A 12,990-nucleotide genomic window follows, 5' to 3' on the forward strand; every position below is an offset into this window, starting at 1 on the left:
CAAATTCTGGAGTGAACCAATGACCGCCCCCCAAACCAGCTGGATCGACAGCGCCAACGACGGCCAGACCCATTTCCCGCTGCAGAACCTGCCTTACGGCGTGTTCTCCGTCAAAGGCCAGTCGCCGCGCGTCGGCGTTGCCATCGGCGACCAGATCCTTGACCTGGCCGCGCTCGATGACGCCGGCCTGCTGCCCGCCGCTGCCAAGGGCACGTTCGCCGCGGCGACGTTGAACCGCTTCATCGCCCTTGGCAAGTCCACCTGGGGCGAGACCCGCAAGCGCCTGACCGCGCTGCTGTCCGGCGAGGATGCAGCGCTGCGCGACAACGCAGCGTTGCGCGACAAGGCGCTGGTGCCGATGTCCGCCGCGGCGCTGCACCTGCCGGTCGACATCCCGGGCTACACCGACTTCTATTCGTCGAAGGAACACGCCACCAATGTCGGCCGCATGTTCCGCGATCCGGACAACGCGCTGCTGCCGAACTGGCTGGAAATCCCCATCGGCTATAACGGCCGCGCCAGCTCGGTGGTGGTGAGCGGCACGCCGCTGCATCGCCCGAACGGCCAGATCAAGCTGCCGAATGAAGCGCGCCCGGTGTTCAGCGCTTGCCGCAAGCTGGATTTCGAACTGGAGATGGGCTTTATCGTCGGCAAGGAATCGGCGCTGGGCGAGCCCGTCAGCACCGCCGATGCGCCGGCGCATATGTTCGGCATGGTGCTGCTCAACGACTGGAGCGCGCGCGATATCCAGCAGTGGGAATACGTGCCGCTGGGGCCGTTCAACAGCAAGGGCTTCGGCACTTCGATCTCGCCGTGGGTGGTGACGATGGACGCGCTGGAACCGTTCCGCCGCGACAATCCCGAGCAGTCGCCGCAGCCGCTGCCGTATCTGCAGCAGCAGGACAAGAACGCCTATGACATCGCGCTGGAAGTGTCGCTGCAGCCGGAAGGCGCGCCCGCGCCGAGCACGATCTGCCGCACCAACTTCAAGGCAATGTACTGGACCATGGCACAGCAGCTGGCGCACCACACGGTGTCGGGCTGCAATGTGCGCGTGGGCGACCTGATGGGCTCGGGCACGATCTCGGGCACCACGCCGGACTCCTACGGCAGCATGCTGGAGCTGACCCGCAACGGCGCCGAGCCGGTGACGCTTGCCGACGGCAGCCAGCGCGGCTTCCTGCAGGATGGCGACAGCGTGATCATGACCGGCTACTGCCAGGGCGAGGGCTACCGCGTCGGCTTCGGCACGGTCGCGGGCAAGATCCTGCCCGCGCGCTAAGGTGCGTCGGCCGGCGCTTCAGCCGGCTTTTCAGCCAGCGTGCGTGCCATGCCGGGCGGCATCGAGGATCACCGCTGCCCGGCCTGACAGCAGCGTCCGGCCCTCCGCGCTGACGGTGAAGGCGTACAGGACGCTGGCGCCTTCGCCGCTGACGCGCCGCGCTTCAATCAGCAGCGGCGCGTCGATATCGTCCAGCCTTTCCACCAGCAGTTCGAGCTTGCGTACCGACGCCAGGTAGCCGGAGCGCGGGGGCGAAGGGCTGTCTTCCTGCGCGGCCAGCAGCGCGCCGTGCACGGCCATCGCCTGTGCCGCGTATTCGATGCCGCAGACCGCCGCCAGCCGCCCCTGCGCGCGCAGCGGGTTGTCCGCCCGCGCATGCGTGCCGGACACGCAGCGCACCACGTCCTCGTCCCAGTCCAGCACGCCGTCGAGCAGGCACATCGTGCCCTGGTGCGGAATGCGCGCCGCGATCCAGTCGTGGTCGCGCACGGGTGCGGGCAGCTTCACGGTGTCAGGCCTTGGTGGCGGTGCCGAGGCTGGCCACATTGGCCCGGATCTGCAGCCGGCCAAGGTAATCGAGCACCACCGCGCCGGTGTCTCCGCGCGCGATGGCGGCCAGCAGCGGCAGCGCGCGCGCGGCCGGTGCCGACTTGCGCAGCGCCTCCAGCGCGGCATCCGGCATCGTGTCGGCGCCGGCCTGCGTCAGCGAGACCTCGAGCTGCGCCAGCGCCAGCGGTGTCGGCTGCGGCGTCATCAGCAGCGCCACGCCGAACGGGTCGGGGATGGGCCGATGGCTGTGCAGCGGCTCGGGGTAGCCGGTGTCGTAGGCAATCAGCAGGCAGGCCTCGGCATCGCCCGCCACCTGCAGCGCGCATTCGAGCAGCCCGGCGCCAAAGCTGCCGTCCATCGCGCACAGCACGTTGGACGTGCGCATCGCGCCAGCCGCGATCGCCCAGTAGCCGGCGGTGGCGTTGTGCACGGAGTTGTGGAAGCGCGTCGGCGACATCAGCGGGTCCGGCTCGGCCAGCGCTTCGCAGATCTCGTGGAAGTTCTGGCCGTCGGCGCTCGACGAGGTAAAGATCGTCGGCAGCTGCGCGGCATCGCGGCGGCTTGCGGCGACGGCCTGCTGGCCCACGCCCAGCGCCAGGCGCACGGTCGGGCCGCTGCGCCGGCGCTCAGCGGGCGGCAGGCCAGCGGGTGGCGGCAGTTCGGTCGGCGCGTGCGTGTAGGGCGCGCGGCCCGCGAGCATCTCGCGGGCCGCGTCCCAGCCATTCATGCCGGGGCCGAGCAGTCCGATGCTTTCGATATAGACGGGTGGCAAAGCGGGTTGCAAAGCGGGTCGCGGCATGGCGCTGGCTCAGTGGGACGCCGCGTCCGCGCGCGCGAACAGCAGGCTGCAGTTGGAGCCGCCGAAGCCGAACGCATTGCTCATGGCATAGCGCAGCGGCGCGTCGCGCTTAACGTCACGGTTAACGAGCAGGTAGTTCACGCCCAGCGCCGGGTCCGGCTGCGTGGTGTTGATGCCGGCCGGCAGCAGGCCATGGCGCAATGCCAGCGCGCAGATCACGGCCTCCAGTGCGCCGGCCGCGCCGAGCGCGTGGCCGGTGGCGCCCTTGGTCGAGCTGCACGGCGTACCCGGCAGCACCGCGGCCATGGCCAGCGCCTCCGCGGCGTCGTTGCTGCGCGTGGCGGTGCCGTGCAGGTTGACGTAGCCTACCTGCGCCGCGGCGATGCCGGCGCTGGCCAGCGCCTGTTCCATGGCCAGGCGAGCTCCGAGTCCTTCCGGGTGCGGGGTCGACATGTGGTGCGCGTCGCTCGACTCGCCGATGCCGGCCAGCAGGATGGCATCGGCATCCGGCGCGTCCGGCACGCGCTCGAGCAGCCCGAACGCCGCGCCTTCGCCGATCGAGATGCCGTCGCGCGCCACATCGTACGGGCGGCATGGCTGCGTCGACAGCAGCTCCAGCGAATTGAAGCCATACAGCGTGGTGTGGCACAGCGAATCAACGCCGCCCACGATGGCTGCGTCGATCCATCCTGCTTCGATCATGCGCCGGGCCGAGCTGAAGACCTTGGCGCCGGACGAGCACGCCGACGATATCGCCACCGCCGGGCCGCCAAGGCCGAGGTACTCGCGCACGAAGCCGGGCAGGGAATAGGGGTTGTGCGTGCCGCCATAGTGGAAGCCCGCCGGCAGCGCGCCGGTATCGGGATCGCGATGCCGATAGCCAAGTTCCGTCTGCAGCACGCCGGCGGTACTGGTGCCGAGAAAGACACCGATGCGGTCCGCGCCATGGCGCGCCGCGGCTTCGCGTACGCGCTCGGCGAAGTTGTCCGCTTCCAGTCCAAGCCATGCCAGCCGGTTATTGCGGCAGTCGAAGTGCGACAGGTGCGCTGGCAACGTCACCGCATCCAGTCCCGGCACTTCACCGACATAGGTGTCCAGGCGCACGTCGCCAAACCGGCAGGGCGCCAGGCCGCCATGCCGTTCGCGCAGTGCCGACAAGGTGGCGTCTGCGCCGGTACCGATGCAGCTGGTGGCCGTGAAGTGGGAAAACAGTAGCGGAGACAAGGCTTTGCGCGATTCCTGGGGATGGGCCAATTGTAACAAGCCGGGGCCGGTCAGTTTGTCGGCGACTGTCCTGTACGGCTGTCGGCATGCCCTGATTCCACCGCCGCGCGCAACGTCACGCAACGCAGCCCGGCCCGGTTGATGGCGGCAAGCAGGTCCGGCAGCACCGTCGTGCAGTGCGGATTGCCGGCCGGATCGACGCCGGGATTGCCGTCATGCAGCAGCAGGATGTCGCGGCCCGCGAGCTTGCCGGTCAGGCGCTGCGCCACGCGCGCCGCGATGTCGCCGGAGCGGGTATCGAAGCCGCGCCGCGTCCACGCCGCCAGGTGGAGCCCTAGGCGGCACAGCACCGGTTCCAGGAACGGGTTGCGCAGCCCGGCCGGCGCGCGGAAGAAGCGCGGCGCCTGCCCGGTGATGTCGCTCAGCACCTGCTGCGCCGCGCTGATGTCGCGCAGCATCCGGCCCGGTCCGAAAAGGGAGAAATTGAGCCGGTGATGCATGCTGTGGTTTTCCACCGCATGGCCGCGGCGCACGATCTCGCGCACCAGCGCCGGATGCGCCGCGGCGCGCTCGCCGACGCAGAAGAAGGTGGCGCGCGCGCCGTGCTGGTCGAGCAGGTCGAGCACGCGCGGCGTCAGCGCCGGATTGGGGCCATCGTCGAAGGTCAGCGCTACGCAATCCAGCGCGGACGGCGGCAGCCGCAGCAGGTTGGGCCCCAGCCACGTGCTGCGCGGCCACAAGCCGCCGGCGCACATGGCCGCATGGGTGGCGGCAATGCCTGCCAGTGCCGGGACCATGCTGCCGGGATGCGTGAACATGGCGCCGATGCCGGCCACGTGGACCGCGGCCGCGCCGTACAGCAGCGGGCTGGGGCGCCACCGGCGGCTTGGCGGTGTGTCGTGCCAGGCGCCGCCGGATGCGGAAAAGCGGTTCATATCGTACTCCGGTCCGGTCCGGTCGCGGCATTCCCGGCATTCGGGGCGGCCGCGGGCCGCGCCAGGATCGCAGAGAACCACAGCGCCAGGATGGCGCCGGGGCCGACCGTCAGGCCGAACGCCCGCAGCAATGGCAGGCTCGACAGCGCCAGCAGCCCGAAGGCGGCTACCGTCGTCAGGTTGGCGAGCAGCAGGGAGACCAGCGTGTGCGGGGAATTGGCCGCGCCGGGCTGGCCCGCTGCCGCGCCATTGAAGAATAACGCGTAGTTCGAGCCTACTGCCACCAGCAGCAACAGGCCCACCAGGTGCAGCAGCGTCAGCGGCTGTCCCAGGGCGGCCAGTCCGCCCAGCACGACCACCGCGGCGGCGGCCAGCGGCAGTACCGTGGCCGCCACGCGGCGCGGCGAGCGCAGCGTGATCGCCAGGAGCGCCACGATGGCCAGCAGGCCAGCCAGCGACAGCAGCAGCGCTTCGCGCAGGTAACCGGCATAGAGGCGGTCGGACTCGCCCTTGAGGTCGACGAAAAGCGTATCGGGCACATCGGCGCGGGCGACCGCGGCGCGCACCGCGGCGCTGTCGACGCCGTCGCCGGCATGCGCGGCGTTCGCTGTGGCAGGAGCCCGCAGCGGCAGCGTCGCGCTCCAGCGCCCGTCGCGCTGCGTCAGCAGCGCATCGACCGCCAGTGCCATCGAGGTCCCGCGCAGGTCTTCGCGCCGCAGCAGCGGGCCGGTGCGAGCCTGCTCGGCTTCGGCCAGGAACGGTGCGAACAGGTCGGCCCGCACCGGCTGGCTGGCGACGGCCGCGCGCAGCCGCTGCGCCAGCTCGGCGGGCGGCGGCAGGCTGGCCTGGCGCGCGCGCTGGGTGGCGTCGCTGGGCAGGTAGCGCGCGGGGCTTTCATAGCCACCGATGAAGTTCTGCGCCACCAGCGGGTCGAGTTCGTGGGCCACGCGCTCGGCGCCCTGCAGCACGCTCTCCTGATCGGGGCCGGACAGCACTACCAGGAAGCGCACGTCGGGCGCGCCAAGGTCCGCGCGCAGCGAGGCGTCGAGGTCCTGCTCGCTCGCGGGCACCGGGCTCAGCGCGGCCAGCTCGCGGCCCCACAGCGTGCCGCGATGCGTCGCCAGCACGGCGCTTGCGGCGACCACCAGCAACAGCACCAGCCAGCGCAGCCGGCGCGCGCGGTCGGCCAGCCACGCCAGTCGGCGTCCCAGCGGCGTTACGTCGCGCAGGTGCAGCGTGGCAGGCACCAGTTGCGGCAGCACGAAGCGCGTCACCAGCGCCGCCGTTGCCAGCCCGGCGATCGAGTACAAGCCGAGCTGCGCGAGCCCGGGAAAGCCCGACAGCAGCAGCGAGGCAAAACCGCAGACCGAGGTCAGCACGCCCAGCCGCACCGTGGGCCAGAACCCACCCAGCCAGGCGCGGTTGTCGCGCTGTCCGTTGCGCGTGTATTGCGCCGACTGCACGAACAGGTAGATCGAATAGTCGACCGCCTCGCCAATCAGCGTGGTGCCGAAACCCAGCGTCAGCCCGTGCACGGTGCCGCCGAAACCCAGGCTGACCGCAGCGATGCCGGCCAGCGCGCCGCTAATTACCGGCACCAGTCCCAGCACCAGCAGCGGCACCGAGCGGTAGACCACCAGCAGCAGCGTGACGATGATGGCCACGCCGATGGTCGACAAGCGCTCGACGTCGTGCCGGATGGTGTCGCGCGACTTGACGGAGAAGACGCCGGGCCCGGTCATGGCGAGCTGGTAGGGGCCGTTCGCCGCGGCACTGGCAAAGGCATCGCGGATTGCGCCGATGGCCTGCGCCTGCGCGTCGGTATCCGAACCCGCGGCCGCGCTCTGCGCCAGCAGCACCGCGCGCTTGCCGTCGCGCGAGGCCCAGGCGCCGGCATGCAGCGGGGGGCGCTGGCCGGCGTCGAGCTGCGTCAGCATCGCCGCGACTTCGCCGGTGGGGTCGCGTGGCAGCAGTGCCTTGGTGAAGAGGCCGGCCGACGAGGCCAGCAGCTCGAACGAGTCGTTCACGGCGCGCGCCAGTCCGTGCTCGCTGAAGCGCTCCGGCGTGACGGTGGGGCTGAGCAGGTAGCGGTGTCCGTAGACGTACTTACGGTCGGCGTCCTGGTTCAGCGGCTCGCCGTTCTGGATCGCGGTGAAGCGCGGATCGCGCCGCAACTGCGCCGCCATCGCGCGCGAGACCGCGGCGCGGCCATCGGCGTCGCCGCCTTCGATGCCGACCAGGATCAGCCGCGACACCAGCCCGTCGCGCAGCTGGCTGACCAGCAACTGCTGTTCGGCACTGGGCAGCCGCGGCAGGAAGGCGGACAGGTCGGCGGTGAAGCTGGTGCGGCTGATCACCGCCGCACACGCCAGCAGCGCGACCAGCCACAGCGCAAGCGCCAGGCGCGCGCCGGGCAGGGTAAAGCGCCGCGGCGCCGAGGGGGGCGAGGGGGGCGAGGGGGGCAAGGGGGGCGGCGTACGGGGGGCTGCGCTCATGGGTGGCCGGCGGGGCGGATCGTCATGACGGAGCGGTCGCCGTCGGCCTGGCGGATCTCGACGCGGTCCAGCGCATCCTGGCGGCCATCGATGCGCACCTGGCTGACCACCGCCGCCATGCGCGAGTCCGCCGGCGTCAGCGTCAGCGTCCAGCGGCTGGCGCGGCCTTCGAGGCCGAGCTTGTAGTAGCGCTCGAGCGTATGGCGGTTGCCGGCAAGCGTGCCGCGGATGCTCTCGATAAAGGCCGCCAGCTCGGGGTAGTTCTGCAGCGGCATGGTGAAGCGCTTGCCGTCGCGCTCCACCGTCATCATGTCGCCGTCGAGCACCATGCTCTCGGCCTTGGGCGATACGGTGCGCTTCTCCAGGTGGTCGGGCGCGGTAAAGACCAGTTCGCCGGAAGACTGCACCGGCCTGGCCAGCATCGCCAGGTACTTGGTCTCGGTGAAGCGGACCCGGCCAGATTTGCGCTGCGCCAGCGTGGACATCAGTTGGTCGACGCCGAAGGCGGGCGCGGCCTGGCGCGTGGCAGGCACGGACTGGGCGGCGGCGTTGCCCGCTATCGCGATGCCGAACGCGGCGCCTGCCAGCAGCCACGGCAGCAGCGCGCGGAGAATGAGCTGGGCGGGCCCGGCGCGCCTGGCGGAAAAGATCGGGTCAGGATCGAAGGCTTTCAAAACGCTCAAGACGCTCAATGGGCTCATGGCTCGTTGCCCGGCGGCGGCTGCTCCGACAGCGGCGGGCCGGCGTGCCAGAAGTCATAGAAATTAAACCAGTTGTATGGCGCCTTGCGGCTGAATTTCTCCAGCAGGCGCACATAGCCGTCGAGTGCCGACTGCACCGCGGCTTCGCGCTGGCCGCGCGCGGTTTGCGAGAAGTCCGCCAGCGGCACGAAGTGGACATCGTAGCGGTTGCCGCCGCGATACAGCCCGGTGATGAAGAACACCGGCCGGCGCAGCATGGCGGCCATGCGCAGTGGCCCGGTCGGGAAGCCGGTGGGCGCGCCGAGGAAGTCGCATTGCTGCACCGGATCGGTGGCGCGCTGCGACAAGGTGCGGTCGGCCAGCATGCCGATCATGTAGCCTCGGTCGAGGTAGTCGCGCACGCGCAGCATGGTGTCGAAGCGGCCCAGCGCGATCACGTCCTGGCGCATGGCGGGGTTGATCGACTGCAGCACGTCGTTGAGCTTGTGCGCGTTTTCCTCGTACATGGTGATGGCGACCTCCATGTCCGGATGCTGCCGGCCGAGCGCGCGCACGACCTCGAAGCTGCCAAGGTGCGCGCCCAGCAGGATCGCACCGCGGCCGCGCGCCATGGCGGCTTCGAGCAGGCCTTCGCCGTGGAGGCGGATGTCGAACAGGTCGAAGCGGCCGTTGAGCAGGTAGATGCGGTCGTGGATGGTCGAGGCAAAGGTGAATACATGCCGGTAGCCGTCGATCCAGTTGGCCTCGCGGCCCAGCGCGCGGTCCAGGTAGGCGCGCGAGGCATGGCGCGCCGCTGGCGAGAACAGCGTGAAATAGGCCGCGATCAGGCGCAGCACCACGCGCCCGGCCGGACGTCCCAGCGCCAGCGAGATCCACGTCATGACGCGCAGCAGCGGGATGTTGCTGCGCTCTTTGTGCCGGGACCAGTCGGCGGCCTCCACCGGCGCTTGCCGCTTCCACAGCCAGGTCAGCATGGCCCGCCCTCCGAAGTAGCGGCGCGCAGTTGCAGCGTGCCGCTGGCCACTTCGCGTCCCGCGCTGCGCAGCGTGATGCGCAAGCGTTCGCTGCCGTCCGTGGCCGGCTCGGCGTCGTGTTCGATTTCGACCCGTTCTCCGGGGCGCACGGGGCTGAGGAACTTGATCGTCCCGGCCTGCGTGGGCACCAGCGGCCGCCCAAGTGCGGACCCGAGCGCGAGCAAGGCGTGGTCGAGCAGCACTACGCCGGGCACGATCGGATTGCCGGGGAAATGGCCGGCCATGGCGGGGTGGCCGGCGTCGATGACAAAGGCGGGCAGGGCCGCTGCGACATCCCGCGCGCGGGACAACTGCGCCACCAGCGCCGCCAGCGTGTCGCGCGGCAGCTTGCCGGCGGCATTGCGCGGCAGGCGTTCGGCGAACAGCAGCGGGCGCGGCAGGAAGGCGGGGTCGATGCGCTCGCGCAGCGCCTGCAGGATCGCCGCCGGGGTCACGCCCGGCGCCACGACGACTGCCACCAGCCGCACCACGTGTCCCTGTGCATCGCCTTCGTGGCTGTCGCCGGGCATGAAGAAGGCGCCGTCCTGCACGCCGTCGATGGCATTGAGCTGGTGGTCAAGGTAGGCCAGCGAGGTGCGCTTGCCGGCGATATTGAGCAGGTCGCCCTTGCGGCCGTGCAGCAGGAAGTGCCCCGCATCCAGCGGTTCGATGGCATCGCCGAGCGCCACCGGTTGCTCGATATGCCCGCCCTCGGCCCAGGTCATGGTGTCTGCTGCGCCGTCCGCCGTACGCGGCTGCAGCCGGACGCCGGGCACCAGCGTCCAGATGTCTTCCTGCGCGGTGCGGCGGGTGGCAAGCTGGCCGGTCTCGGTGCTGCCGTAGATTTCACGCAACGGGCCGTGGAACAGCGCTTCCGCAGCGGCAGCCAGATCGCGGCCGAGCGGGGCAGTGGCGCACAACAGCAGGTCGGCGGCGGGCATGGCCATGTCCGCGTGCACCAGCGTGCGCAGGTGTACCGGCGAGCTGACCAGCGCGCGCGGCGCGGGCACTCCGGCCAGTGCGTCGCGGACGTCGGCCGGGTAGAACGCCGGTGCCGACGCCAGAGCGGCGCCGCCCTGCAGTGCCAGCATGACGGTGGCCTCCAGACCGAACATATGCTGCGGCGGCACCGTGCCGACCAGGGTCCATGCGCGCCCGTCGCACAGGCCCAGCCGTTGCGCAGCGGCACGCGCGCCGCGGGCCATCGCCCCCCAGGTCTTGCGGTGCGGCACCGGGGTGCCGGTCGAGCCGGAGGTGAAGACGTAGGCCAGGACGCGGTCGGCGGGAATCGAAGGCACATCGGAGCATGCGTTCTCATCCGCGGCGGCGACGACGCCCTGGTGATAGTCGAACACCGGCATTGCCATTGCCGGGGCCGGCTGGTCCCGCAGGCAAAACACGTCCGGGGCGAATGCACTGAGCTGGCGCACCGTCTCGGGGGTTTGCGACGACGGCAGCAGCGTGGCCTTGCCGCGCAGCAGCGCGGCACACAGGCCTACGGTGAAGTGGTAGCGGTCGGCGCAGGCGTTGAAGACGTGCCCCCCCGCCGGCATCGCGGCGGCCAGCAGCGCCACGTCGGCCAGGAACTCGCGCACGGTGACGGGCCGGCCCTGTACCCAGGCCAGGATGGCGCCGGGTGAGGTGCGCGCGATGAGCGGAATCTCAGTCATGGCAGAACCGCGGCGCGCCTCAGCGCGGCATCCCGGCGCGCGCCGGTGCCACGGCCCCGGTCGCCTTGGTCGCCCGGGCCGCCCGGGCCGCCCTCGCCGCCCTCGCCGCCATCACGGCGCGATAGCCGTGCACCGCATCGAGCAGGCCGCCGTGGCGCATGCCGGGGAAGGCGATGCGGCGGCATGCCGCTTCGGCAGCGAACATCGCGGCGATCAGCACGGGCGTGCCAAGGTTGGCGAAGTTCGACCATGTCGCCACCGGCGCCAGCACGAACAGCAGCGTCGAGACGCCCGCCATGGCCGCGAAGAACAGGGTCCAGGCCTGCGTTACGCGCCTGGCATAGCGGGCGTGCGACGGCGTCAGTTCGCCGTGCAGCGCGGCGGCGATCTGCGCGCACAGCGGCGTGCGGCCGGCACGCAGCGTCAGGCCGAACATCAGGCCGAGGGCAACGTTGACGCCGGCATGCTGCATCAGGTAAGTCCAGCCGAAATGGTGCGACAGCGGCGTACGCCAGAGCCAGAGCGCTGTGCATGCCGCAAGCAGTGCGAACAGCGCCGGTTTTCGGCCAGCCGTGCGCACCGCCGTCAGGAAACCGATCGCAACGAACGGCAGGGCGCCAAGAAACAATGCGGCGACTTCGGCTCCTGCCCGATGGGCGGCATAATGCAGCGCGCATTCATAGGCGACGAACCCGGCGACCCCGAACATCCATCCCCGGCCGGCCACCAAAGGGGTTGCCTGCGGCGTAGCGGCCCTGGCGATCGGCTGGTCCGGCGCGGACCGGCCGTGGGGGAAGGAAGATTGGCTCGAGGACATCGTTAGTCGTTATCATGTAGGGCAAACGGCACTTCAATCGGTGGCCCAAGATTGGCAAAACTCAAAAGCCGCACGAGTGTGCCAGGCTACCGAAGCGAACGCTTTATACCTTAAAAGACCTCCTACGCGGTGCCAGGATTCCCCAAAGCCCTGTTGATGTTGTTACCAAACTTCTCTCGGCTAGCCCGCCATCGGGGCCTTTGGTAGCATCGGCTGGCCCCCACGGCGCGCCGGGACGATCCGGACCGGCTGCGTGCCGCGGCGGCCCCTCTGTTGCAACATGACCGAACTCGAAACCGAACTCGCCCGCCTGATCATCGACGAACTCGACATCGCAGAGCTGCGACTGGAAGACGTCACCGCCGACACGCCGCTTTACGGCGAAGGCTTCGGGCTGGACTCCATCGACATCCTGGAGATCGCCCTGCTGGTGTCGCGCAAGTACGGGGTCGAACTGCGTTCGGACAATCCCGACAACAAGACCATCTTCGCGTCGCTCGGCAGCCTCGCTGCCTACGTCGCGGCGCAGCGCGCCAGCTGAGCCTGCCACCCGGGATCCGGAGCGCGACATGCCCCAGCATGCCACGCCACGCCTGGTGCCGGCGGCGGGCGCCGACGCGGCGCAGCGGTCCCACCTGGTGCTGATCCCCAGCTACAACCCCGGCATGCGCCTGCATGGCACGCTGCAGGCCGCGCGCGCAGCCTGGACGCCGGTATGGGTAGTGGTCGACGGCAGCACCGACGGCAGCGATCGCTGGTTGCAAGCCGAGGCCGAGGGTGCCGCCCCGGCGCTGCGCGTGCTGACGCTGCCCAGCAACCAGGGCAAGGGCGCGGCCGTGCTGCATGGCATCGAAGCCGCCGCGGCGGAGGGTTTCACCCATGTGCTGGTCATGGATGCGGACGGCCAGCACCCTGCCCACCTGATCGGCGAGTTCATGGCGATCTCGCAGCGCGAGCCGGACGCGATGGTGCTGGGCCAGCCGGTATTTGACGCCAGCGCGCCCCGCGAACGGGTCTACTGGCGGCGCATGTCCAATTTCTGGGCCGATGTCGAGACGCTATGGGCCGGGATCGGCGATTCTCTCTACGGCTTCCGCGTCTACCCGATCGCGCCCCTGCGCGCGGTGATGCACGAAACGCGCTGGATGCGGCGCTTCGATTTCGATCCCGAGGCAGCGGTCCGCCTGTGCTGGCGTGGTGTCCGCCCCATCAATGTGGCCGCACCGGTCCGCTACTTTGCACGGGGCGAAGGCGGCGTCTCGCACTTCCGCTACCTGCGTGACAACCTGCTGCTGACCGGGATGCACCTGCGGCTGCTGGCCGGATGCGTGGTGCGGCTGCCGGCGCTGCTGTGGCGGCGCTTGCGGCTTGCCGGCAAGGCTGCGCCCCGGCACCCGAGCTGAGCACGGGCCGTCCGGCAAAGCAAAGAAGGCCGCGCAATGCGGCCTTCCTGCCTTTCCGAAGCTGCCCGTGCCGAAGCGCGAAGCTGTCAGCTGTTACTTGCC

At 70.4% G+C, this 12,990-nt stretch carries 12 protein-coding genes; 3 read left to right on the top strand and 9 right to left on the bottom strand.

The window, feature by feature from the left end:
• The first annotated feature begins 19 nt into the window (after nt 1-19).
• Nucleotides 20-1,282 carry a fumarylacetoacetase gene (gene fahA / locus J8I34_RS17480; protein WP_029046962.1) on the top strand — a complete coding sequence of 421 codons (1,263 nt, stop codon included), beginning with the start codon at nt 20-22 and terminating at the stop codon, nt 1,280-1,282.
• Nucleotides 1,283-1,312: 30 nt separating this feature from the next.
• Here the strand turns inward: fahA and J8I34_RS17485 are convergent, their stop codons facing one another.
• The 9 genes from J8I34_RS17485 to J8I34_RS17525 form a co-directional block, all read right to left on the bottom strand.
• Complete coding sequence (locus J8I34_RS17485) at nt 1,313-1,828, bottom strand: hotdog family protein (RefSeq protein WP_209775584.1); 516 nt, start codon at nt 1,826-1,828, stop codon at nt 1,313-1,315.
• Entirely contained in the window at nt 1,794-2,630 is an 837-nt protein-coding gene (locus J8I34_RS17490) for a beta-ketoacyl synthase chain length factor (protein WP_245175979.1), read from the bottom strand. The genes J8I34_RS17485 and J8I34_RS17490 overlap by 35 nt, the downstream gene beginning before the upstream one ends.
• A gap of 9 nt (nt 2,631-2,639) precedes the next feature.
• Complete coding sequence (locus J8I34_RS17495; RefSeq protein ID WP_209806545.1) at nt 2,640-3,854, bottom strand: beta-ketoacyl-[acyl-carrier-protein] synthase family protein; 1,215 nt, start codon at nt 3,852-3,854, stop codon at nt 2,640-2,642.
• 50 nt (nt 3,855-3,904) lie between these two features.
• Entirely contained in the window at nt 3,905-4,789 is an 885-nt protein-coding gene (locus J8I34_RS17500) for a polysaccharide deacetylase family protein (protein WP_209806547.1), read from the bottom strand.
• Entirely contained in the window at nt 4,786-7,284 is a 2,499-nt protein-coding gene (locus J8I34_RS17505; RefSeq protein WP_209806548.1) for an MMPL family transporter, read from the bottom strand. Before J8I34_RS17505 ends, J8I34_RS17500 begins: the two co-directional genes overlap by 4 nt.
• Entirely contained in the window at nt 7,281-7,898 is a 618-nt protein-coding gene (locus tag J8I34_RS17510; RefSeq protein WP_156914360.1) for a LolA-related protein, read from the bottom strand. The genes J8I34_RS17505 and J8I34_RS17510 overlap by 4 nt, the downstream gene beginning before the upstream one ends.
• 83 nt (nt 7,899-7,981) lie before the next feature.
• The gene (locus J8I34_RS17515; protein WP_209806549.1) at nt 7,982-8,959 is read right to left on the bottom strand and encodes a lysophospholipid acyltransferase family protein; all 978 of its coding nucleotides are present in this window, start codon (nt 8,957-8,959) and stop codon (nt 7,982-7,984) included.
• On the bottom strand, nt 8,953-10,668 hold the full coding sequence (locus J8I34_RS17520; RefSeq protein ID WP_209806551.1) for an AMP-binding protein: 1,716 nt from the start codon (nt 10,666-10,668) through the stop codon (nt 8,953-8,955). Before J8I34_RS17520 ends, J8I34_RS17515 begins: the two co-directional genes overlap by 7 nt.
• A 19-nt stretch (nt 10,669-10,687) precedes the next feature.
• Nucleotides 10,688-11,485, bottom strand: a complete 798-nt coding sequence (locus J8I34_RS17525) for a COG4648 family protein (protein ID WP_371748092.1) — start codon at nt 11,483-11,485, stop codon at nt 10,688-10,690.
• A gap of 280 nt (nt 11,486-11,765) precedes the next feature.
• Here J8I34_RS17525 and J8I34_RS17530 point away from each other — a divergent pair, with 280 nt between their 5' ends.
• Both J8I34_RS17530 and J8I34_RS17535 read left to right on the top strand, forming a co-directional pair.
• Nucleotides 11,766-12,026 carry a phosphopantetheine-binding protein gene (locus tag J8I34_RS17530; RefSeq protein ID WP_029046954.1) on the top strand — a complete coding sequence of 87 codons (261 nt, stop codon included), beginning with the start codon at nt 11,766-11,768 and terminating at the stop codon, nt 12,024-12,026.
• Nucleotides 12,027-12,054: 28 nt separating this feature from the next.
• A complete protein-coding gene (locus J8I34_RS17535) occupies nt 12,055-12,888 on the top strand; it encodes a glycosyltransferase family 2 protein (RefSeq protein ID WP_209806553.1) in 834 nt (277 codons plus the stop codon).
• Nucleotides 12,889-12,990: the final 102 nt, after the last annotated feature.

The organism is Cupriavidus phytohabitans (genome assembly GCF_017815025.1).
Lineage (GTDB): Bacteria > Pseudomonadota > Gammaproteobacteria > Burkholderiales > Burkholderiaceae > Cupriavidus.